Here is a 21,428-nt window from a genome sequence, read left to right on the forward strand (position 1 = left end):
ACACACGCACAGCGGCCGCCGTCCCGGGAGGGACGACGGCCGCTGCGCGGTGGAGCCGGCCTCAGCGCACGTGCACGCCGGAGATCGTGCGCGCGATGACCAGCCGCTGGATCTCCGAGGTGCCCTCGAAGATCGTGTAGATCTTGGCGTCGCGGGCCATCCGCTCCACCGGGTACTCGCGGGTGAACCCGTTGCCGCCGAGGATCTGCATCGCCTTCTCCGTGACCCGGACGGCGGTCTCGCCGGCGACGAGCTTGGACATGGAACCCTCGGCGGCGGTGAACTGCTTGCCGACCCGCGCCATCCACGCCGCGCGCCAGACCAGCAGCCGGGCAGCGTCGATGGAGGTCTTCATGTCGGCGAGCATGAAGGCGATCGACTGGTTCTCGATGATCGCCCGGCCGAACTGCTCCCGGGTCTTGGCGTACTCCAGCGCGTAGTCGTACGCCGCCCGCGCCACGCCGACCGCCTGGGCGCCGACCGCCGGCCGGGTGCGCTCGAAGGTCGCCATCGACGGCTGGGTGCGGCCGCTCTTCAGACCCTCGCGGGCGCGGGCCAGCCGCTCGTCGAGCTTCTCGCGGCCGCCGAGCAGGCAGTCGGCGGGCACGCGGCAGTCCTCGAGCACGACCTCGGCGGTGTGCGAGGCCCGGATGCCGTGCTTGAGGAACTTCTGCCCCTGGCTGATGCCCGGCGTCCCCGGCGGGACGACGAAGCTGGCGTGCCCGCGCGCCTTGAGCTCGGGGTCGACGACGGCGTTGACCACGTGGATGTCGGCGATGCCGCCGTTGGTGGCCCAGGTCTTGGTGCCGTTGAGCACCCACTCGTCGGTCTTCTCGTCGTAGACCGCGCGGGTGCGCATGGCGCCGACGTCGGACCCGGCATCGGGCTCGCTCGAGCAGAAGGCCGCGACCTTCGGCTCGGTCTCGGTCCCGAACATCGCCGGGATCCACTGGCCGACCTGCTCGTCGGTGCCGTTGGCCCGCACGCTGGCCGCGGCCAGCGTGGTGCCGACGATCGCCAGCCCGATCCCGGCGTCACCCCAGAAGAGCTCCTCCATGGTGATCGGGATGCCGAGCCCGGACTCGTCGAACCACTGGGTGGCGAAGAAGTCCAGCGAGTAGAGACCGATCTTGGCGGCCTCCTGCAGCACCGGCCACGGGAACTCCTCCCGCTCGTCCCACTCGTTCGCGGCCGGACGCACGACGTTCGCGGCGAACTCGTGCACCCACTTCTGCAGCTCGAGCTGGTCCTCGGTGAGGTCGAACGAGACGGGCATGCGGGGGGCCTCTCTCAGAGGGGGCGGATGGTGGCGAGCAGGTGGTCGGTGCCGGTCTTCGCGTTGCGGACCGCGGCGTCCCAGCCGCCGTCGCGCTCGACGGTGGCGAGGGTGACGGTCGAGGGCAGGAACAGCGGCTTGCGGAAGGCGACGTCGACGGTGAACGCCTCGGGCAGCCGGTTCTCCACCGCCGCCAGGACGCGCGCCTTGACCCACATGCCGTGCGCGATGGCCCGCTTGAACCCGAACGCCTTCGCGGTGAGGCCCGACAGGTGGATCGGGTTCACGTCGCCGGAGACCTTCGCGTAGCGGCGGCCGGCGTCGTCGGGGATCCGCCAGGTGATGGTCCCCGGGGGCAGCTCCCCCACCTCGACGTCGACGTCGGCCTCCGGCGCTCCCTCCGGGGCCTTCGCGCCGCGGGCCAGGTAGGTCGACCGGCTGCGCCAGACCTCGGCGCCGTCGGCCGAGACCGAGGCGCACAGGTCCACCGTCGCCCCGCTGCGGTGCCGCGCGAAGCGCTCGGCCCAGACCTCGAGGTCCAGCTGCTCACCGAGGCCGATCGGCCGGAGCAGGTCGACGGTGTTGCGGACGTGCACCAGCCCCGGCAGCGCGAGCGGGAAGGAGCGGTCGCTCATCAGGGCCATCTGCAGCGGGAACGTGAGCATGTGCGGGTACGTCGCCGGCAGGGTGTCGGCGAACGGGAACCGGCACACCCGCGCGTAGGCCGCCACCTCGGCGGGGTCGACGGCGACGCCGGTGCGCGCCAGCCGGGTCTCCGGCAGGTCCCCCCCGCGGCCGCGCGCGGTCAGCGCGGCCTTGGCGAAGAGCGCCGCCATGTTCGGCGGCGCATCGAGCACGGTCGTGGCCATCTCACGCCCCCAGCATCGACTGGCCGCAGACCCGCACGGTCTGACCGTTGACACCGGCGCTGCCCGGCTGGGACAGCCAGGCGATCGTCTCCGCGACGTCCACCGGCAGCCCGCCCTGGCTCAGCGAGTTGATCCGGGAGCCGACCTCCCGGGTGCCGAACGGCATCTTGGCGGTCATCTCGGTGACGATGAAGCCCGGCGCGACGGCGTTGATCGTCGCCCCCCGCCCGGCGAACTCCGGCGCCCAGGCGCGGACCATCCCGATGACGCCGGCCTTGGACGCCGCGTAGTTGGTCTGGCCGCGGTTGCCGGCGATGCCCGACTGCGAGCTGACGCAGACCACGCGGGCGTTCTCCCGCAGCAGCCCGTCGGCGGCCAGCAGCGCCTCGGTGATGTCCAGCTGGGCCTGCAGGTTGACCGCCATGACCGAGTTCCAGCGGGCGGCGTCCATGTTGACCAGCAGCTTGTCCCGGGTGATCCCGGCGTTGTGCACGACCACGTCGACCCCGCCGTGCCGCTCGCGCAGGTGCTCCACCAGCCGCTGGGGCGCGTCGGCGGCGGTGATGTCCAGCTGCAGCGCCGTCCCGCCGATCTCGTTGGCGACCCCGGCCAGCGCCTCCCCGGCAACGGGGATGTCGACGGCGACGACGTGGGCGCCGTCCCGGGCCATGACCTGGGCGATCGACGCGCCGATGCCGCGCGCGGCCCCGGTGACGACGGCGACCTTGCCCGCCAGCGGCTTCTCGGCGTCCTCCCCGGTGGGCACGTCAGCGGCCGAGAGGGTGAGCACCTGACCGTCGACGTAGGCCGACCGGCCGGAGAGGAAGAAGCGGACCGGCGAGGCGAGCGAGGTCTCCGCCCCCTCGGGCACGTAGACCAGGTTCGCCGTCGACCCGTCGAGCAGCTCCTTGCCGATCGAGCGGACGAGCCCGTCGAACGCCTGCCGGGCCGCGGCGGTGGCCGGCGAGTCGGTGGCCGACGGCGGGTCGGCGAGGACCAGCACGCGGCCGGAGGCCCGCAGCCGCTTGACCGCCGGGGCGAGGAAGTCGTGCGCGGCGGCGAGCTGGGCGGGGCCGGTGACCCCGGTGGCGTCGAGCAGCACCGCGGCGGGCTTCTCGCCGTCGGTGGAGCCGTCGGCCACGACGGCGGACTGCACGGTCACCCCGGCGTCCTTCAGCACGCGGGTCAGGGTGTCGCGCAGCCGGCCCTCGCCGGCCGAGCCGAGGACGGCCGGGCCGGGCAGCAGCGGCTGCCCCGGCTCGTACCGGCGCAGCACGGCCGGCCGGGGCAGGCCGAGCTGCTTGGTGATGGTCGTGCCGACGCCGGAGTTGGCGAAGTTCGTGTACCAGTCAGCCACGGGAGGTCCTTCCTGATGCCGTGGGCAACGGTGCGGTTCTGCCCGGGGCAGAACCGCACAGTTGCACGTGGAACGTGAGGGGGGTCAGGACTCGAGGATCGCGACGACGCCCTGGCCGCCGGCCGCGCAGATCGAGATCAGCCCGCGCTTGCCGGGGCCGGCCTCGTGGAGGGTCTTGGCCAGCGAGGCGACGATCCGCCCACCCGTCGCGGCGAACGGGTGCCCGGCGGCCAGCGACGAGCCGTACACGTTGAGCTTCGACCGGTCGATGGCGCCCAGCGGCGCGTCGAGACCCAGCTTCTCCTTGCAGTAGGCCGGGTCCTCCCAGGCCTTCATCGTGGCGAGCACGGTGGAGGCGAACGCCTCGTGGATCTCGTAGAAGTCGAAGTCCTGCAGCGTGAGACCGTTGCGGGCGAGCATCCGCGGCACCGCGTAGACCGGCGCCATGAGCAGGCCCTCGCCACGGTGCACGTAGTCCACCGCGGCGGTCTGCGCGTCGACGAGGTGGGCGAGCACCGGGAGGTTGTGCTCGGCGGCCCACTCGTCGGAGGCCAGGAGCACCGCGGACGCGCCGTCGGTCAGCGGCGTCGAGTTGCCCGCCGTCATCGTCGCCTCGGCACCCTCGGGCAGCGCCTTGCCGAAGACCGGCTTCAGCTTCGCCAGCTTCTCGAGCGAGGAGTCCGGGCGCAGGTTCTGGTCCCGCGAGAGGCCGAGGAACGGGGTGACCAGGTCGTCGAAGAACCCGCGGTCGTAGGCGGCGGCCATGTTCTGGTGCGAGCGGACGGTCAGCTCGTCCTGCTCCTCGCGGCCGATCTCCCACTCGTGCGCGGTGAGCTGGGCGTGCTCGCCCATGGCCAGACCGGTGCGTGGCTCGGCGTTGCGCGGGATCTCGGGGGCGATCATGCCCGGCCGGATCTTCGCGATCGCCTTCAGCCGCTCCTGCAGCGTCTTGGCGCTGTTCAGCGAGATCAGGATGCGGCGCAGGTCCTCGCCCACGGCCAGCGGCGCGTCGGAGGTCGTGTCGACACCACCGGCGATGCCCGACTCGATCTGCCCGAGGGCGATCTTGTTGGCCACCAGGATCGCGGCCTCGAGGCCGGTGCCGCACGCCTGCTGGACGTCGTAGGCCGGCGTGCTCGGGTCGAGCTTGGAGCCCAGCACGGACTCGCGGGTCAGGTTGAAGTCACGGGCGTGCTTGAGGACGGCGCCGGCGACCACCTCGCCGACCTGCTGACCCTGCAGACCGAAGCGGGCGACCAGCCCGTCCAGCGTCGCGGTGAGCATGTCCTGGTTGGACGCCTGGGCGTACCTCGAGTTGGACCGGGCGAAGGGGATGCGGTTGCCACCGACGATCGCGGCCTGACGGGTGGTTGCCATGGGGACCTCCGGGGACGGGTGAGCTCGCATTGCCGGTACTGATGGTACCCAGTACCGTGGGTTACATGAAACTCGAGGCGGTGAGACCCACGTCGCAGGACAAGGTGGCGCAGGTCGGGGCTGCCCGCGACTCGACGCCCGCCCGTGACCGGCGCAGCTCCCGGTGGGACGACCACCGGCGGGCCCGGCGCGAGCAACTCGTCGACGCGACCCTCGAGGCGGTCTCCCGGCACGGCGCCGGCGTCGGCATGGACGAGATCGCCGCCGCCGCGGGAACCAGCAAGACCGTCGTCTACCGGCACTTCGCCGACCGCGGCGAGCTCTACGTCGCCGTCTGCGCCCGGGTCGCCGGCCAGCTGACCGAGCGCCTGCGCGAGGCGATGGAGAGCAGCAGCGACCCGCGGACACGGGTCGGCGCCGCCATCGAGACCTACCTCGCGTTCCTCGAGGCCGATCCCGAGCTCTACCGCTTCGTCGTCCGGCACCCGCTGCTCGACCGACCCGTCGATGCCGACCCGATCAGCTCGCTGTCCGACCTCGTCGGCGAGCAGGCGGCCGCACTGGTCGCCGATGCCCTCGTCCGGGCCGGGCGCGACCCCGCGCCGGCCGGTCCCTGGGGGCACGGCCTGGTGGGGCTCGTCCGCTCGGCCGCCGACTGGTGGCTCGGCGCCGACCGGCCCATGATCCGGGCGGATCTCGCCACCCACCTCACCGAACTCGCCTGGGCCGGCCTCGCCGGCGTGCTCCCGGGCGGAGCTCCCCGAGACGTCGATCCCGGCAACCGCACCACCCAGGAGGAACAGTGACGCAGTCCCTTCCCCGCAGCGTGGACCCGCAGCGCCTGCAGGAGGTGCTCGACGGCCGGTGGGCACACGTCCGCCGCGACGCCCGCGAGCAGCTGGGCGACCCCGAGTACGCCCCGGTCTACGGCGAGACCATGGCCGAGGCGCGCGAGCGGATCACCCGCCTGGCCGCCAAGCTCGCCGGCACCGGACGGGTCTCCCTGGGCTTCCCCAAGGAGTACGGCGGCGAGGCCGACTCCGGCGGCTCGGTCAGCTCGATCGAGATGCTCGCCTTCGGTGACCTGTCGCTGATGGTGAAGGCCGGCGTGCAGTGGGGGCTGTTCGGGGGCGCCGTCCAGCTGCTGGGCACGAGGCGGCACCACGACGAATACCTGCGCGACATCATGAGCTTCGACCTGCCGGGCTGCTTCGCGATGACCGAGACCGGGCACGGGTCCGACGTCCAGCAGCTGCGCACCACCTGCACGTACGACCCGGACACCGAGACGTTCGACCTGCACACCCCGCACCAGGCCGCCCGCAAGGACTACATCGGCAACGCGGCCAAGGACGGCCGGATGGCCGTCGTCTTCGCGCAGCTGGTCACCCGGGGCGAGAACCACGGCGTGCACGCCTGGCTGGTCCCGATCCGGGACGCCGACGGCAACCCGTGCCCGGGCGTCACGATCGGCGACGACGGCCACAAGGCCGGCCTGCTCGGCGTCGACAACGGCCGGCTCTCGTTCGACCACGTCCGGGTCCCCCGCGACATGCTGCTCGACCGGTACGGCCAGGTCGCCGCGGACGGCACCTACACCTCGAGCATCGAGAACGAGACCCGCCGCTTCTTCACCATGCTCGGCACGCTGGTGCGCGGGCGGGTGAGCGTCGGCGGCTCGGCCGGCTCGGCCACGAAGATGGCGCTGGACATCGCCGTCCGCTACGGCGACGTGCGCCGCCAGTTCACCGCGCCCGGCCGGGACCGCGAGATCGTCGTCAACGACTACCTCGTGCACCAGCGCAAGCTGCTGCCGGCGCTGGCCACCAGCTACGCCCTGCACTTCGCGCAGGAGGAACTGGTCAGCACGATGCACGACGTGCAGACCGCGGTGCACGAGCACGGCCAGGAGGTGGACGAGGCCGCCCAGCGGGAGCTGGAGTCGCGCGCGGCCGGGCTCAAGGTGGCCAACACCTGGCACGCCACCCGCACCATCCAGATGTGCCGCGAGGCGTGCGGCGGCGCCGGCTACCTGGCGGAGAACCGGCTGCCCCAGCTCAAGGCCGACACCGACGTCTTCAGCACCTTCGAGGGCGACAACACGGTGCTGCTGCAGCTGGTCGCCAAGGGCCTGCTCACCGGCTACCGCGACGCCTTCGGCTCGCTGGACGGCTGGGGCAAGGTGTCGTTCTTCGCCGACATGGTGCGCGAGACGGTCCTGGAGCGGACGGCGGCGCGGGGGCTGATCGCCCGGCTGGTGGACGCCGTCCCCGGCCGCGACGAGGAGGTGCCGCTGCTCGACCGCGGCTGGCAGCTGAAGATGTTCGAGTTCCGGGAGAAGCACACCCTCGAGGGCGCGATCCGGCGGCTGCGGCGGAACTCCGAGACCGAGGGCATGGAGCCCTTCGACATGTTCAACGACGTGCAGGACCACGTGCTGCGCACCGCCCAGACGCACATCGACCGGATCGTGCTGGAGGCGTTCGTCGAGGGCATCGAGCGGACCACCGACCCCGACGCCAAGGCGCTGCTCTCCGCGGTGTGCGACCTCTACGCGCTGCACTCGATCGAGGAGGACAAGGGCTGGTTCCTGGAGCACGGGCAGCTCACCCCCGCCCGGTCCAAGGCGCTCACCGGGACGGTGAACCAGCTGCTCAAGGAGCTGCGGCCGCACATGGTCACGCTGGTGGACGCCTTCGCGATCCCGCACGCGTGGAAGAACGCGGCGATCCTCGAGGAGGAGGCCGACCGCCAGGAGGCGATGGCCGCCCGGGACGCCGAGCTGCGCGCGCAGACCGGCGCCGAGGCACCCGGCGACACCGCCACCTCGGTCGACGTCCCCCCGGGGCAGTGACCATGACCGACCGCGAGTACGACGTCGTCGTCTACGGAGCCTCCGGCTTCGTCGGCGAGCTCCTGGCCGGCTACCTCGCCGGCGCCGCACCGGCCGACCTGCGGATCGCGCTGGGCGGGCGGTCCCGCGAGCGGCTGGAGGCGGTCCGCTCCCGGCTGCCCGCCGTGGCACGGGACTGGCCGCTGGTCGTGGCCGACACCTCCGAGCCCTCGGCGGTCGAGGCCCTCGCCGCGAGCACCCGGGTGCTGGCGACGACGGTCGGCCCCTACGCCCGCTACGGCCTGCCCGTGGTCGAGGCCTGCGCGCGGGCCGGGACGCACTACGCCGACCTCACCGGCGAGGTGCTCTTCGCCCGCGACGCCATCGCGCGCACCGACGCTCCCGCCCGGGAGTCCGGCGCGCGGATCGTGCACGCCTGCGGCTACGACTCCATCCCCTCGGACCTGTCGGTCCTCCTGCTCGCCGAGCAGGCACGGGCCGACGACGCCGGGGGCCTCACCGACGTCCGGCTGGTCGCCACGGTCCGCGGCGGGTTCAGCGGCGGCACGATCGACTCGATGCGGGCCCAGCTCGAGGCCGTGGCCACGGACCGCTCGCTGCGCCGCGTCCTCGGCGATCCGTACGCGCTGAGCCCCGACCGCAGCGCCGAGCCCGACACCCGACAGCCCCCGGACGCCGCACCCCCGGCCCGGGACGCGCAGGGCCGCTGGACCGCCCCGTTCGTCATGGCCTCGTTCAACACCCGGGTCGTGCGGCGGAGCAACGCGCTGCAGGACTGGGCCTACGGCCGGGGGATGCGCTACGGCGAGGTGATGGGCACCGGCCGTGGCGTGACCGGCGCCGCGACGTCGATCGCGGTCACCGCCGGCCTCGCCGGCGCGCTCGGTGCGATGTCGTTCGGACCGACCCGCGCCCTGCTGGACCGGGTGCTGCCCGCCCCCGGGACCGGGCCTGACGAGGAGACCCGCCGCCGCGGCTGGTTCCGCATGGAGGTCGACGCGACCACCGAGTCCGGCCGGCGCTACCGGGCGACCGCCGCCGGGAAGGGCGACCCGGGCTACGCCGCGACGGCGGTGATGCTCGGCGAGAGCGCGCTGGCCCTCGCCCTCGACGGCGACCGGCTCCCCGCCCGCGCCGGGTCACTGACCCCGGCGAGCGCGATGGGCACCGTGCTGGTCGACCGCCTCCGCGCGGCCGGCCACACCTACGAGGTCCAGCCCGCCTGATCGGCCGTCCTCCCTCACCGCAGCGCGTCCTCCCTCACCGCGGACCACGAGGGAGGACGCGCGGGGATCAGGTCACCTGATCCCAGCGGCGACCGCTGCGCGTCACCCCAGCCGGACGGCGAGGAGTGCGACGTCGTCCTCGGCGTCGGGCAGGAACAGCCGCTCCAGTACCCGGTCGCACATCTCCTCCAGCGGGAGGTCCGCGGCCTCCGCCAGCACCTCGACCAGCGCGGCGGTGCCGGCGTCGAGGTCGCGGTCGCGGCGCTCGACCAGGCCGTCGGTGTAGAGCAGGACGGTGCTGCCCGCGGGCAGGACGACGCAGGAGTCCGTGCGGACGGCGCCGGCGTCGACGCCCAGCAGGAGCTCCCCGGGCAGGTCGAGCACCCGGACGTCGCCGTCCGGCGCGATCACCACCGGCGTCGGGTGCCCGGCGTCGGACCAGCGCAGCAGCGCGGCGCCCGCCTCGCCCCCCTCGGGTCGCTCCAGCCGGGCGACCAGCGCCGTCGCCATGACGCCCGGGGCGAGCCCGGCCATGGCGTGGTCCAGCCGGGTGAGCACCTCCGCCGGCGGCGCGCCGGTGGCGTGGCTGATCCCCCGCAGCAGCCCGCGGACCTGGCCCATCGCCGCCGCGGCGTGCCGGTCGTGGCCGACGACGTCGCCGATCGCCAGCACCGTCGCGCCGTCCTCCTGCGGGAAGGCGTCGTACCAGTCCCCGCCGATCTCGGCGCCGGCCGCCGCGGGCACGTAGCGGACGACGATGCGGCAGCCGGGCACCTCGGGCGGGGCGGTGAGCATGCTGCGCTGGAGCGCGTCGGCGAGGTCCCGCTGCTGGGCGTGCAACCGCGCCGAGTGCAGCGCCATCCCCGCCCGGCGCCCGACCTCCACGGCGGCGTCCACCTCCGCTCGGGTGTGCGGTCCGCGGTCGGGACCGTTGAACAGGCCGAGGGCGCCGATGGTGCGGCCCTGGGCCACGAGCGGCACGACCGCCCCGCCCTCCATGCCCAGCCGGGAGAGCGCCGTCCGCGTCGCCTCGTCCGGCAGCGCCCGGCGGATGCGACCGGCGTCGATGTGCGGCAGGACCAGCGGGCGCCCGGTGCGGGTGACGATCCGCGCCGTCGCGTCGTCGGTCATCACGCCGACCATCCCGTGCACGTACTCGGCCAGCTCGGCGGCGCGGGCGGGGTCCCGGTGCGCCGAGGCGAGCTCCGCCATGCGGCCCTGGTCGTCGGTGACGACCAGCCAGCACCAGTCCCCCAGGATCGGCACGACCAGCTGGGCCAGCTGTGACACCTGGCGGGTGATGTCCAGGTCCCCGGAGAGCACCCGGCCGACGTCGGCGAGCAGCTGCAGGCGCTGGTTGGCCGCGTCGCGCTCCGCGTCGGCCCGCAGCCGGGAGACGGTCAGGGCGATCTGCGCGGCGAGACCCTCCAGGAGCTCGACGTCCTCGTCGGCGAAGCCGTGGTCGGTGTCCCACACGACGACGAAGCTGCCGAGCAGTCGGCCCTCGACGCGCAGCGGCAACGCCGCGAGAGCGCGCGTGCCGAGGACCTCGTTGATCTCGGCCATCCGCGGGAAGCGGTCCTCGGCCTGCCGCGGATCGGAGAAGAGCAGTCGCTCACCGCTGCGTGCCACGTGCCCGTGCGGCAGGTCGTCGTCGTCGGGGGCCAGGAGCACCCCCTCGTCGGGGAGGTGCACGTCGGCGGCGCTGGCGACCGTGTCGACCAGCCGCCGGGTCAGGTGCAGCCGCAGTCCGCCGCCGTCCTCCGGCACGGTCAGGGCGCTCGCCGAGGCCCCCAGGACGGCCGCTCCCCGCAGGGCGATCTCGGCGAGGTGCCGGACCGCGGTCGCGTTGGCCATCTCGGCGGCGACCTCGGCGATGGCGGCCGCCCGCTCGACGGCCGACATCCGCCGCTGGGACTGCTCCCTCGCCTCGCTGACGTCCTGGATCGTTCCGATCATGCGGGTCGGCTCGCCGCGGACGTCGCGGACCACCCGGCCACGGGACACCGTCCAGCGCACCGAGCCGTCCGCGCGCAGCGCCCGGGACTCCAGGGCGTACTCCCCGGTCTCGGTGTCCGCCCGCTCCATGGCCTCCCGGACCGCCGCGTGGTCGTCGGGGTGGACCCGGGACTGCAGGACCGCCTCGATGTCCTCGTCGGCGAGGGCCTCGTCCAGCCCGAACACGGCGGCGCACCTCCGGTCCCAGGAGACTGCGCCGGTGCGCAGGTCGCGCTCCCAGATGCCGATGCCGCTCGCCTCGAGCGCGATCGCCAGCCGGGCGGCCGAGGTACCGATCACCGACTGCGCGGCGGAGAGCTCGAGCTCGGCGACGACGGAGGTGGCCAGCTGTTCGAGCAGCGCACCGTCGTCGTCGGTCCACTCCCGGGGTCGCTCGTCGTACACGGCCAGCACCCCGACGACGAGCCCGGACGCGGAGACCAGCGGCGCGCCGAGGTAGGAGAGCACCTGCCCGGACGTCACGGCCGGCAGCTCGGCCACCCGCGGGTCCGCGGGAGCGTCGGGAACGACCAGCGGCCGGCCCCGGCGGATGGTGAGCGCCGAGAGGGCCCCGGTGAGCGACGCGGGGCCGCCGACCACCCCGGGAGCCAGCCCGTACCCGCCGACGACGGTGTCGGCGTCGGTGAACAGGGTGACCTTGGCGTGCCCGACGCCGAGCAGCCGGCCGGCGAGGGCGGAGAGCCGGTCGAACGCCGCCGCCCCGGGGACCTCCAGCAGCAATCGCCGGGCGGCGGCGATCCGGTGCGGATCCGACAGCGCGTCCGGGGCAGGGGAGGACGCCGGACCGGCCAGGACCCCTCCTCCAGCGGCGATGCGGCCTCTGGTCCGGCCGCGAGTGGCGACCATGCTGACACGCGGGTACGGAACGACACCGTCCGACTCGCGCGGTGGGTCCTCCCCCGGCGGGGTGACGCGCAGGTGGTCCCGGTCAACCACGGAGCCCGGCCGTCCGATGACCCCTGCATGACGGCGTCCCCGAGCAGCGTGCTGCCCGACTGTCGTCCCCTGCTGGCCGATCCCGGCGACCTGACGATGGTGTTCCAGCCGATCGTCGACCTCGCCGCCGCGCGGGTCGTCGGGTACGAGGCCCTGGCCCGCTTCCCCGGCACCGCCTCCCCCGAGGTGTGGTTCGCCGCCGCGCACGAGACCGGCGTGGGTCCGGAGCTCGAGGCGCTGGCGCTGCACAAGGCGCTGGCCGCCCGGTCCGACCTGCCCCCGGACACCTTCCTCACCGTGAACGTGAGCCCGCACCTGCTCGGCAGCGCGCCGGTGCAGGCCGCGCTGCGCTCGGTCGCGGACCTGCGCCGCGTCGTCGTCGAGCTCACCGAGCACGCGGTGGTGGACGACGTCCCCGCGCTGCTCCGCGAGGTCGACGTGCTGCGCGCCCGCGGCGCGCTCATCGCCCTGGACGACGCCGGCACCGGCTACTCCGGGCTGCAGATGCTCACCACGGTGCGCCCGCAGCTGGTCAAGCTCGACCGCGCACTGGTCAGCGACCTCGACAGCGACCCCGCGCGCCTCGCCCTCGCCGAGATGGTCGGCGACTTCGCCGGCCGGATCGACGCCTGGCTGCTGGCCGAGGGCGTCGAGACCGCCGCCGAGCTCGCCGCGCTGAGCCGGCTGGGCACGCCGCTGGCGCAGGGCTGGCTGCTGGGCCGGCCGGCGCCGGAGTTCCGCCCGCTGGCCCCGGACGTGGTGCGGATGATCCGTGCCTGCGCGGCCCGTGCCCGGATCACCGACAGCGTGGCCGGTCTCGTCCGCCCCGTGCGCCGGGCCGCCGCCGGCGAGCCGGTGATGGGCATCCCGCCGCTGGTGCTGGTCGGCCCCGACGAGGAGCCCCTCGCGCTGCGCCTGGCCGATCCACGGACCGCCGAGGCCTACACCGCGCCCGTGTCGCTGCGCGTGCCGCCGGACGCCGACGTGCGGCAGACCCTGCAGCGCGCCCTGACCCGGCCTCCCGCCCAGCGGTTCGACCCCGTGGTCTGCACCGACGCGACCGGCGCCGTCGTCGGTCTGCTGCGCGTCGACGACCTCGCCACGGCCGTCGCCGACCGATCCTGATCCGTCCCGCCCCCGGTCCCGGGGCACCCACGACCACCTGGAGGAACCCCGTGAAGACCTTCGCCTGCGGCGACATCATCCCCGGCTGCGGCTCGACGTTCACCGCCGACGACGAGGCCGGCATCCTCGCCCAGACCCGCCGGCACGCCGTCGAGGCGCACGGCATGGCCGAGCCCGGTACCGACAGCGACGGCCCGGTGCGCGCCCACATCCGCGACGCCGCCTGACGAAGGACCCCCTCCCTCCCCACCCTCGCAGGCCCGGGGCGGGTCCCCGGGAGGGGGCCGACGGTGGTCGCTAGGCCGAGGCGGCGTCCAGCAGCGCGCGCTCGTCGTCGGTCAGCACGAGGTCCAGCATCGGCAGCAGGTCGGCCAGCTGCTCGACGGAGCGGCCGCTGGCGATCGGCGCGGTGACCGTCGGCCGGTCGGCCAGCCAGCGCAGGGCCACCGCCGCCGACGTCACGCCGCGCCCGTCGGCGACCTCCCGCAGGGCACCCAGCACCCGGTCGCCCCGCTCGCCGACGTAGGCGGCCGCACCCCGAGCCCGGGGTGAGTCGATCCGCTCCCCGGCGCGGTACTTGCCGGTCAGGAAGCCCTTCGCCAACCCGAAGTACGGGAAGCAGCCGAGGTCGGCACCGGCGACGACGTCGCACAGCTCGTCCTCGTAGACCGGCCGCTCCATCAGGTTGTAGTGCGGCTGCAGCGCCACGTACCCGGTCACGCCGAGGCGCGTCGCCGTGTCGAGCGCCTCGGTCAGCCGTGCGGCGGAGTGGTTGGACGCCGCGGCGTAGCGGACCTTCCCGGCCTGCACGAGCTCGTCGAAGGCCTGCAGCGTCTCGTCCAGCGGGGTGCTCTCGTCGTCGTAGTGCGCGTAGTAGACGTCGATCCGGTCGGTGCGCAGGTTGGTCAGCGAGCGCTCCGCGGCGGCGCGGATCTCGGCCGCCGACAGCGGGTGCTCCTTGCGACCGGGCGAGGCCTTCGTGGCGACGACGACCTGGTCACGGGCACCGCGCGCCGCCAGCCAGCCGCCCAGGATCTGCTCGGAGCGGCCGTCGCCGTACATCTCCGCGGTGTCGACCATGGGCCGCTGCGGACCGGGCACGGCGTCGACGAACCGGTCGAGCAGGGCGTGCGACGTGGGCTCGTCCGCCGTCCACCCGAACACGTTGGCACCGAGGCACAGATCGCTGACGACGAGGTCGGTCCGGGGCATCGCAGGCACGTCACCACCGTAGGTGGGGCACCCGGAGCCGCCGTGGGACGGCTGTGACCTGCGGTGCACGGCCACCCCCACAGTGGCGGGACGCCGGGCGGACGTGGCAGCGTGCACCCCCGGTCCGCCACTCCCGGCCCGCCCGGCGAGGAGACGGACCCGTTCGTCCACGACCGGACGCCGAGACGCGGCGCCGGTACCCACCCGAGAGGACCCCCGTGAACAAGGCCGAACTCGTCTCCGCCATCGCCAAGCGCGCCGACGTGCCCGCCTCCACCGTCGACTCCGTGCTCGCCGGCCTCCAGGAGGAGCTCGTCGACGCCATCACCCGTGGCGAGAAGGTCGCCGTCTCCGGCCTGCTGACCGTCGAGCGCACGCAGCGCTCCGCCCGCACCGGCCGCAACCCGCAGACCGGTGAGTCGATCGAGATCGCCGCCGCCAACACCGTCAAGGTGACCGCCGGCTCGAACCTGAAGAAGGCCGCCAGCAGCGTCCCGGTGAAGTAACACCCCCGGACTGCGGAGTCCCCCCTCACCGGGCACGGTGAGGGGGGACTCGCTGTCTACGAGGGAGGACGACGCGTGACGGAACTGAGGGTGGACACCGACCCGGCGGAGGTCGGTCTCGACCCCGCCCGCCTGGACCGCCTCGACCGGCGGCTGGCCCGCTTCGTCGACGAGGGCCGCATGCCCGGCTTCCTCGTCACCGTCGCCCGGCACGGCCGCCTCGCGCACGTGGGCCGCTACGGCTCCCGGGACGTCGAGCGCGGGCTCCCGGTCGAGCCGGACACCCGCTGGCGCATCTACTCGATGACCAAGCCGGTCACCTCGGTCGCGGCGATGTCGCTCTACGAGGAGGGCGCGTTCCAGCTGACCGACCCGATCAGCGCCTGGCTGCCGGAGTTCGCCGACACCCGCGTGTACGTCGCCGGCTCCGCGCAGAAGCCGGTCACCGCGCCGCTGATGGAGCCCATCCGCGTGTGGCACCTGCTGACGCACACCGCCGGCCTCACCTACGGCTTCCACCACGCCCACCCGGTCGACGCGATGTACCGGGCGGCGGGCTTCGAGTGGGGCAGCCCCGCGGGCGCCGACTCCGCCGAGGTCTGCCGGCAGTGGGCGGCGATCCCGCTGGTCTTCCAGCCGGGCAGCGAGTGGAACTACGGGGTCTCCACCGACGTGCTGGGCCGGCTCGTCGAGGTGGTGGCCGGCAAGCCGCTCGACGAGGTGTTCGCCGAGCGCGTGTTCGGCCCGCTGGGGATGACCGAGACGTCGTTCGGGCTGCGTCCCGGGGACGACCCCGACTCGCTGGCCCGCCTCTACGCCGCCGTCCCCGCCGCGGGCGGGACGACGTACGCCCCGCTGGACGCGATGGGCGCGGCCGCGCTCTCGAAGCCGGCGTTCCTCTCCGGCGGCGGGGGGCTGGTCTCGACCGCCGGCGACTACCTGCGGTTCGTCGAGTGCCTGCGCCGCGGCGGCGCGTACGACGGCGGCCGGGTGCTGGGCTCACGGACGCTGGCGCACATGGTCCGCAACCACCTGCCGGGGGACCAGGACCTGGAGACGTTCGGCCGGCCGCTGTTCGCCGAGACCCCGCTGCGGGGTGTCGGCTTCGGGCTGGGCTTCTCGATGGTGCTCGACCCGGCGCGCTACGGCGTCGTCTCCAGCGTCGGCGACTACAGCTGGGGCGGGGCGGCGTCCACCGCCTTCTACGTCGACCCGGTCGAGGACCTCACGGTCAGCTTCTACACGCAGCTGCTGCCCTCGAGCACGCTGCCGATCCGCAACTACCTGCGCCAGCTGGTCAACCAGGCCCTGGTGTGACCCGGGCATGGGTACCGATACCCGTGTCCCGGCCGCTCGGGACGCGGGTATCGGTACCCATGCCTCAGAGGTAGCGGCGGTAGACGACGGTGGCGACCATCGCCGGCTTGGTGCCGCCCTCGATCTCGATCGTGACGTCGATGTTGACCTGGATGCCGCCGTCGAACGGCGTGGCCCCGGCCAGCGTGGCGCCGGCCCGCACGCGGGCGCCGACCGGCACCGGCGAGGGGAAGCGCACCTTCTCGGTGCCGTAGTTGACGCCCATGCGGAAGCCCTGCATGTCCACGATCTGGGGCAGCAGCGAGGGGACCAGCGACAGCGTCAGGTACCCGTGCGCGATCGGCCCGCCGAAGGGGCTCTCCTTCGTCGCCCGCTCCGGGTCCACGTGGATCCACTGGTGGTCACCGGTCGCCTCGGCGAACAGGTTGACCTGCTCCTGGGTGATCGTCTGCCACTCGCTGTAGCCCATGTGCTGGCCGACGAGGCCCTGCACGCCCTCGATGCCCTCGACAACCGTCTGCGCCATGTGCTCTGTCCCCTCTCGATCGAATACCTTGGCGCACTCCACCACACCGGCTCGGGAGAGGGAGGAACGGGTTGCTCCGCATCGGCGCGCTCGACGTGCCCGACGGCCACCTGGTCGTCATGGCGATCGTGAACCGCACGCCCGACTCCTTCTACGACCGCGGCGCGACCTACGAGCTCACCAAGGCCGTCGAGCGGGTGGACCAGGTCGTCGCCGAGGGCGCGGACATGGTGGACGTCGGCGGGGTCAAGGCCGCGCCCGGCGAGGAGGTCGACGCCGCGGAGGAGATCCGGCGCACCGTCGACCTGGTCGCCGCCATCCGCGCCGCGCACCCCACGCTGCCGATCTCCATCGACACCTGGCGCGCCGAGGTCGCCCGCGAGGTGCTGGCCGCCGGCGCCGACGTCGTCAACGACGCCTGGGGCGGGGTGGACCCGGACCTGGCCGTCGTCGCCGCCGAGGCCGGCGCGGGGATCGTCTGCACGCACGCCGGCGGGCTGCCGCCGCGTACCCGGCCGCACCGGGTCGCCTACGACGACGTCGTCGCCGACATCGTCACGCGGACGACGGCGCTGGCCGAGGCGGCCGTGGCGGCGGGCGTCGACCGCGAGCGGGTGCTGATCGACCCCGGCCACGACTTCGGCAAGAACACCCGGCACTCGCTGGAGGCCACCCGGCGGCTCGGCGAGCTCGTCGACACGGGCTGGCCGGTCCTCGTGGCCCTGTCCAACAAGGACTTCGTGGGCGAGACCCTCGACGTCGTCCTCGACCAGCGGCTGACCGGCACGCTCGCCACGACGGCGGTGAGTGCCTGGCTGGGCGCCCGGGTGTTCCGCGCGCACGACGTCGCCCCCACCCGTCAGACGCTCGACATGGTCGCGTCGATCCGCGGCGACCGGCCTCCGGCGCGGACGGTGCGCGGCCTCGCCTAGGTTCCGGGCATGTCCGCCACCGGGTTCCTCACCGCCGACGAGCTCAACGCCCTCCTCCCGGGCACCCTCCCGGGCCTGCTCGGCATCGTCGTCGACAGCCACGAGCGCGGCCGGCTGACCAGCCACCTCGACGTCCGCCCCGAGCTGCTGGCACCCAACGGCTACCTGCACGCCGGCACCGTCGTGACCCTCGCCGACACGAGTTGCGGGCTGCCCACCCGCGCGCTGCTGCCGGAGGGCTCCACCGGCTTCACCACCATCGAGCTGAAGAGCAACCACCTGGGCACCGCCCGGGAGGGCCGGATCAGCTGCGTGGCGACCAACGCCCACGCCGGGCGGACGACGCAGGTGTGGGACGCCGTGGTGACCGCTGGGGAGCGGACGCTGGCGCTGTTCCGCTGCACCCAGTCGGTCCTCTGGCCCCGCTGAGGTGCCGTTCGGGAACCCGGGCGTGCCCGGGTTCGTCTGCGGTGTGAGACTGGCGCCACATCTGCACCGAAGAGGAGGCCACGTGGCCCTGAACAGCCCGTATCCCGACGTCGAGATCCCGGACGTCTCCGTGCCGGAGTTCGTCCTGTCGGCCGGACGTGACCGGCCGGACGCCCCGGCTCTGATCGACGGGCTCAAGGGCGACACGATCACGCACGGCCAGCTCGCGGCCTACGTGGACCGCGTCGCCGCCAACCTGCACGCCCGCGGCCTGCGCAAGGGCGACGTCGTCGCCGTCTTCTGCCCGAACACCCCCTGGTTCCCGGTGGTGTTCCACGGCATCGCGGCGGCCGGCTGCGTCATGTCGCCGATCAACTCGCTCTACACGCCCGAGGAGATCGCCTTCCAGCTGAAGGACTCCGGCGCGAAGATCCTGATCACGATCTCGCTCTTCATGGACCGCGCGGGCGCGGCCGTGGAGAAGTCCCCGGTCGACGAGGTCATCGTCCTCGACGGCATGGAGGGCCACGCCGGGATGCTTGACCTGCTGGGCGGCGACGCGCCCTCGGTGCAGGTGGACATCGACCCGGCGAACGACCTGGTCGCGCTCCCCTACTCGAGCGGCACCACGGGCCTGCCCAAGGGCGTGATGCTGACCCACCGCAACCTGGTGGCCAACGTCGCGCAGTGCCGGCCGCTGATCGCGCTGGGCGCCGACGAGCGGATCATCGCCGTCCTGCCGTTCTTCCACATCTACGGCCTGACCGTGCTGATGAACCAGGGCCTGGCCTGGGGTGGCGCCGTCGTCACCCTGCCGCGGTTCGATCTCGAGGACTTCCTGCGCACCATCCAGGACCAGAAGATCACGCGGGCGTTCGTGGCCCCGCCCATCCTGCTGGCGCTGGCCAAGCACCCGCTGGTGGACCAGTACGACCTGTCGTCGCTGACCTCGATCCTCTCCGGCGCGGCGCCGCTGGACGAGGGCCTGGCCAACGCGGCACAGGAGCGGCTGCGCAAGGGCGCGACGGACGGCGTGACCGTGGCCCAGGGCTACGGCATGACCGAGCTGTCGCCGGTGTCGCACACGACGCCCGACCTCGGCCAGGAGCCCCCCGGCGTCAGCAGCGAGGTGCCCAAGGGCTCGGTGGGCTACGCGATCCCGAACACCCAGTGCCGGCTCATCGACCCGGCGACGGGCACGGACGCCGCCCCCGGGGAGAGCGGCGAGCTGTGGGTGCGCGGCCCGCAGGTGATGAAGGGCTACCTCAACAACGAGAAGGCCACCGCCGAGACCCTGGACGCCGAGGGGTGGCTGCACACCGGTGACGTCGCGATCGTCGACGCCGACGGCCGCTACACCGTCGTCGACCGGGTCAAGGAGCTGATCAAGTACAAGGGCTACCAGGTGGCCCCGGCCGAGCTCGAGGCCGTGCTGATCAACCACCCGGAGATCGCCGACGCCGCCGTCATCGGGGTCAAGGACGCCGAGAGCGGCGAGGAGCTGCCCAAGGCGTTCGTCGTCCGCTCCCCCGGCTCGGAGATCACCGAGGAGGCGGTCATGGCGTACATGACCGAGCACGTGGCGCCGCACAAGAAGATCCGGTTCGTCGAGTTCATCGAGCAGGTGCCGAAGTCCGCGGCCGGGAAGATCCTGCGCAAGGACCTGAAGGCCCGCGCCTAGAGCGAGGTGGGGCCGGCCGGCACGTCCGGCCGGCCCCGCACCGTTCCCGGCGGCACCCCCGTGACCCGCTTGTAGGCCCGGGAGAAGGCCGCCTCCGACTCGTACCCGAGGGTGCGGGCCAGCTCCCCCACCCGCGCGCCCCGGGCGAGGGCGACGGTGGCCACGTGCATGCGCCACCGGGTCACGTACCGCAGCGCCGGTTCCCCGGCGAGCTCGGTGAACCGGGCGGCGAACGCCGACCGCGACATCCGGGTCTCCCGCGCCAGCCGGTCCAGCGTCCACGGCGCGCCCGGGTCCTGGTGCACCAGCGTCACCGCGCGGCCGACCTGCGGGTCCTGCAGCGCGCGGAGCCAGCCCGGACCGGTGCCGCCGGTCTCCAGCCAGCCCCGGATCGCCTGGATGACCACGACGTCGGCCAGCCGCGTGACGACCGCCTCCGCACCCGGACGGTCCCGGCGCACCTCGTCGGTGATCATCCCGAGGAGCACGGACAGCCAGCCACCGCGGGCGGCGTCGTCGCCCTCCACCAGCAGCACCGGCGGCAGCAGGTCCAGCAGGTGCGCCGCACCGGGCCGCTCCGGCTCGAGGATGCCGCACAGCAGCCGCGACTCCGCCCCGCCGCCGTCGATCCGCAGCACCGAGTAGTGCTCGCCCAGGTACTCCTGCGGCAGCAGGTCGGCGCGGCCGAGGATCGGGGCACCGGGACCACTGCGCAGCAGGTGACCACGCCCGTGCGGGACCAGCGCCAGGTCGCCGGCCCGGAGCTCGTGCACCTCGCCGTCGACCTCGAGCATGCAGCTGCCCTCGGTGACCACGTGGAAGCTCATGCAGCCGTCGAGGGCGGGCATCTCCACGCCCCACGGCGCGGACACCTCGGTCCGGCCGTAGAAGGTGCCGCGCATCCGCAGGTCGCCGAACACGCCCCCGAGCGGATCCACCGGCGTCCAGGGGAAGGCCTCCGCGGTCATGCCGTCACGGTACGGACCCGCACCCTGCATCCACGCCCTCTGGACGATGGGACAGGTAACTCGGACTCACAGCCGTTCCGATGCACCGATCGTCCAGCCACGATCAGGACGTCGGCAGATCGCCGGCGGGTCGTGGAGGGAGCAGGTCATGAGGGTTCTGGTCGTGGGGGCGACGGGTGGGACGGGACGGGCGACCGTCGCAGCGCTGGTCGCGGAGGGCCACGAGGTCACCGCGCTGGCCCGGCACGCCGTCGACGTCCTCGGTGGGATGCCGGGCGTCCGTCCGTTGGACGGCGACGCGACGTCCCCGGCGGACGGGGCCCGGGCAGTGGCGGGCCAGGACGCGGTCGTCGTGACGCTGGGCATCTCCGAGAGCGCGGTCCGCGTGCGGCTGCGGGGGCCCTCCGGCACTCCGCTGGACGTGCGGTCGCGCGGGACGGCGGCGGTGGTGGCGATGCGCGAGCAGGGCGTGCGGCGGCTGGTCGTGCAGTCCTCGTACGGCGTCGGGGAGACCCGCGACCGGCTGCCCTTGTCCTCGCGGCTGGTGTTCGCCCTGCTGCTCAGGCCGCAGATCGCCGACCACGAGACGCAGGAGGCCCTCGTCCGGGACAGCGGGCTCGACTGGACGATCGTGCAGCCGGTGTACCTGACCGACGGCGACGAGCCGGCCACCCGGTCCCGGTCCGGCGACACCGAGGGGATGAAGGTCTCCCGCCGGGCCGTGGGAGAGGTGCTGGCCGCTCTGGCCACGGGCTCCGAGGACGTCGGCGGTTGCGTCGCCGTCTCCGGCGCGGTCCTCGCCGCCCGGCCCGCCTAGG

19 protein-coding genes are annotated in these 21,428 nt (G+C 73.9%); 11 read left to right on the top strand and 8 right to left on the bottom strand.

Annotated elements, in window-relative coordinates; translation table 11 throughout:
* Positions 1–61 precede the first annotated feature (61 nt).
* The 4 genes from DQ240_RS07710 to DQ240_RS07725 form a co-directional block, all read right to left on the bottom strand.
* Complete coding sequence (locus DQ240_RS07710) at positions 62–1,276, bottom strand: acyl-CoA dehydrogenase family protein (RefSeq protein ID WP_113839041.1); 1,215 nt, start codon at positions 1,274–1,276, stop codon at positions 62–64.
* 14 nt (positions 1,277–1,290) lie between these two features.
* Complete coding sequence (locus DQ240_RS07715; protein ID WP_113839042.1) at positions 1,291–2,145, bottom strand: MaoC/PaaZ C-terminal domain-containing protein; 855 nt, start codon at positions 2,143–2,145, stop codon at positions 1,291–1,293.
* Between the two features lies 1 nt (position 2,146).
* Positions 2,147–3,502, bottom strand: coding sequence for a 3-oxoacyl-ACP reductase (locus DQ240_RS07720; RefSeq protein ID WP_113839043.1), 1,356 nt, complete (start codon positions 3,500–3,502; stop codon positions 2,147–2,149).
* 84 nt (positions 3,503–3,586) lie between these two features.
* Complete coding sequence (locus DQ240_RS07725; RefSeq protein WP_113839044.1) at positions 3,587–4,879, bottom strand: acetyl-CoA C-acetyltransferase; 1,293 nt, start codon at positions 4,877–4,879, stop codon at positions 3,587–3,589.
* A gap of 65 nt (positions 4,880–4,944) precedes the next feature.
* Here DQ240_RS07725 and DQ240_RS07730 point away from each other — a divergent pair, with 65 nt between their 5' ends.
* The 3 genes from DQ240_RS07730 to DQ240_RS07740 are packed head-to-tail and all read left to right on the top strand — an operon-like array spanning position 4,945 to position 8,959.
* A complete protein-coding gene (locus DQ240_RS07730; RefSeq protein WP_113839045.1) occupies positions 4,945–5,685 on the top strand; it encodes a TetR/AcrR family transcriptional regulator in 741 nt (246 codons plus the stop codon).
* Positions 5,682–7,733 (top strand): acyl-CoA dehydrogenase, encoded by a 2,052-nt coding sequence (locus DQ240_RS07735; RefSeq protein WP_113839046.1) that lies wholly within the window; start codon positions 5,682–5,684, stop codon positions 7,731–7,733. The genes DQ240_RS07730 and DQ240_RS07735 overlap by 4 nt, the downstream gene beginning before the upstream one ends.
* Positions 7,734–7,735: 2 nt before the next feature.
* Positions 7,736–8,959 (top strand): trans-acting enoyl reductase family protein, encoded by a 1,224-nt coding sequence (locus DQ240_RS07740; RefSeq protein WP_113839126.1) that lies wholly within the window; start codon positions 7,736–7,738, stop codon positions 8,957–8,959.
* 102 nt (positions 8,960–9,061) lie between these two features.
* On the opposite strand, the gene DQ240_RS07745 is transcribed toward DQ240_RS07740, so the two are convergent.
* Positions 9,062–11,824, bottom strand: a complete 2,763-nt coding sequence (locus DQ240_RS07745; protein WP_113839047.1) for a SpoIIE family protein phosphatase — start codon at positions 11,822–11,824, stop codon at positions 9,062–9,064.
* 117 nt (positions 11,825–11,941) lie between these two features.
* Here DQ240_RS07745 and DQ240_RS07750 point away from each other — a divergent pair, with 117 nt between their 5' ends.
* Entirely contained in the window at positions 11,942–13,039 is a 1,098-nt protein-coding gene (locus DQ240_RS07750) for an EAL domain-containing protein (RefSeq protein ID WP_113839048.1), read from the top strand.
* Positions 13,040–13,089: 50 nt separating this feature from the next.
* Complete coding sequence (locus DQ240_RS23230; RefSeq protein WP_158548589.1) at positions 13,090–13,266, top strand: DUF1059 domain-containing protein; 177 nt, start codon at positions 13,090–13,092, stop codon at positions 13,264–13,266.
* Between the two features lie 70 nt (positions 13,267–13,336).
* Here DQ240_RS23230 and DQ240_RS07760 read toward each other — a convergent pair whose 3' ends face one another.
* On the bottom strand, positions 13,337–14,251 hold the full coding sequence (locus tag DQ240_RS07760) for an aldo/keto reductase (protein ID WP_113839049.1): 915 nt from the start codon (positions 14,249–14,251) through the stop codon (positions 13,337–13,339).
* A 218-nt stretch (positions 14,252–14,469) separates the two neighbouring features.
* On the opposite strand from DQ240_RS07760, the gene DQ240_RS07765 reads away from it, so the two are divergent.
* On the top strand, positions 14,470–14,757 hold the full coding sequence (locus tag DQ240_RS07765; RefSeq protein ID WP_113839050.1) for an HU family DNA-binding protein: 288 nt from the start codon (positions 14,470–14,472) through the stop codon (positions 14,755–14,757).
* Between the two features lie 75 nt (positions 14,758–14,832).
* Complete coding sequence (locus DQ240_RS07770; RefSeq protein WP_113839051.1) at positions 14,833–16,074, top strand: serine hydrolase; 1,242 nt, start codon at positions 14,833–14,835, stop codon at positions 16,072–16,074.
* A gap of 64 nt (positions 16,075–16,138) precedes the next feature.
* Here the strand turns inward: DQ240_RS07770 and DQ240_RS07775 are convergent, their stop codons facing one another.
* Complete coding sequence (locus DQ240_RS07775) at positions 16,139–16,600, bottom strand: MaoC family dehydratase (RefSeq protein WP_113839052.1); 462 nt, start codon at positions 16,598–16,600, stop codon at positions 16,139–16,141.
* 71 nt (positions 16,601–16,671) lie between these two features.
* Here DQ240_RS07775 and folP point away from each other — a divergent pair, with 71 nt between their 5' ends.
* The 3 genes from folP to DQ240_RS07790 all read left to right on the top strand — a co-directional run bounded on the left by folP (position 16,672) and on the right by DQ240_RS07790 (position 19,642).
* Positions 16,672–17,532, top strand: coding sequence for a dihydropteroate synthase (gene folP / locus DQ240_RS07780; protein WP_113839053.1), 861 nt, complete (start codon positions 16,672–16,674; stop codon positions 17,530–17,532).
* A gap of 9 nt (positions 17,533–17,541) precedes the next feature.
* The gene (locus tag DQ240_RS07785; protein ID WP_113839054.1) at positions 17,542–17,961 is read left to right on the top strand and encodes a PaaI family thioesterase; all 420 of its coding nucleotides are present in this window, start codon (positions 17,542–17,544) and stop codon (positions 17,959–17,961) included.
* An 82-nt stretch (positions 17,962–18,043) separates the two neighbouring features.
* On the top strand, positions 18,044–19,642 hold the full coding sequence (locus tag DQ240_RS07790) for an AMP-binding protein (RefSeq protein WP_113839055.1): 1,599 nt from the start codon (positions 18,044–18,046) through the stop codon (positions 19,640–19,642).
* On the opposite strand, the gene DQ240_RS07795 is transcribed toward DQ240_RS07790, so the two are convergent.
* Positions 19,639–20,610: an AraC family transcriptional regulator gene (locus DQ240_RS07795; RefSeq protein ID WP_113839056.1), complete on the bottom strand. Its 972-nt coding sequence runs from the start codon at positions 20,608–20,610 to the stop codon at positions 19,639–19,641. The two genes, DQ240_RS07790 and DQ240_RS07795, sit on opposite strands and share 4 nt — an antisense overlap.
* Positions 20,611–20,758: 148 nt before the next feature.
* Here DQ240_RS07795 and DQ240_RS07800 point away from each other — a divergent pair, with 148 nt between their 5' ends.
* On the top strand, positions 20,759–21,427 hold the full coding sequence (locus DQ240_RS07800) for an NAD(P)-dependent oxidoreductase (protein WP_113839057.1): 669 nt from the start codon (positions 20,759–20,761) through the stop codon (positions 21,425–21,427).
* The last annotated feature ends 1 nt before the right edge of the window (position 21,428 follow it).

This window comes from Blastococcus sp. TF02A-26 (assembly GCF_003319125.1).
Taxonomy (GTDB): Bacteria; Actinomycetota; Actinomycetes; order Mycobacteriales; family Geodermatophilaceae; genus Trujillonella.

Bases quoted from the DNA above. Each gene is read 5' to 3' on its own strand.
- DQ240_RS07795 (WP_113839056.1), bottom strand. From the start codon at position 20,610: ATGACCGCGGAGGCCTTCCCCTGGACGCCGGTGGATCCGCTCGGGGGC.
- DQ240_RS07710 (WP_113839041.1), bottom strand. From the start codon at position 1,276: ATGCCCGTCTCGTTCGACCTCACCGAGGACCAGCTCGAGCTGCAGAAG.
- DQ240_RS07745 (WP_113839047.1), bottom strand. From the start codon at position 11,824: ATGGTCGCCACTCGCGGCCGGACCAGAGGCCGCATCGCCGCTGGAGGA.
- DQ240_RS07775 (WP_113839052.1), bottom strand. From the start codon at position 16,600: ATGGCGCAGACGGTTGTCGAGGGCATCGAGGGCGTGCAGGGCCTCGTC.
- DQ240_RS07740 (WP_113839126.1), top strand. From the start codon at position 7,736: ATGACCGACCGCGAGTACGACGTCGTCGTCTACGGAGCCTCCGGCTTC.
- DQ240_RS07730 (WP_113839045.1), top strand. From the start codon at position 4,945: ATGAAACTCGAGGCGGTGAGACCCACGTCGCAGGACAAGGTGGCGCAG.
- DQ240_RS07760 (WP_113839049.1), bottom strand. From the start codon at position 14,251: ATGCCCCGGACCGACCTCGTCGTCAGCGATCTGTGCCTCGGTGCCAAC.
- DQ240_RS07750 (WP_113839048.1), top strand. From the start codon at position 11,942: ATGACGGCGTCCCCGAGCAGCGTGCTGCCCGACTGTCGTCCCCTGCTG.
- DQ240_RS07715 (WP_113839042.1), bottom strand. From the start codon at position 2,145: ATGGCCACGACCGTGCTCGATGCGCCGCCGAACATGGCGGCGCTCTTC.
- DQ240_RS07785 (WP_113839054.1), top strand. From the start codon at position 17,542: ATGTCCGCCACCGGGTTCCTCACCGCCGACGAGCTCAACGCCCTCCTC.
- DQ240_RS07725 (WP_113839044.1), bottom strand. From the start codon at position 4,879: ATGGCAACCACCCGTCAGGCCGCGATCGTCGGTGGCAACCGCATCCCC.
- DQ240_RS07800 (WP_113839057.1), top strand. From the start codon at position 20,759: ATGAGGGTTCTGGTCGTGGGGGCGACGGGTGGGACGGGACGGGCGACC.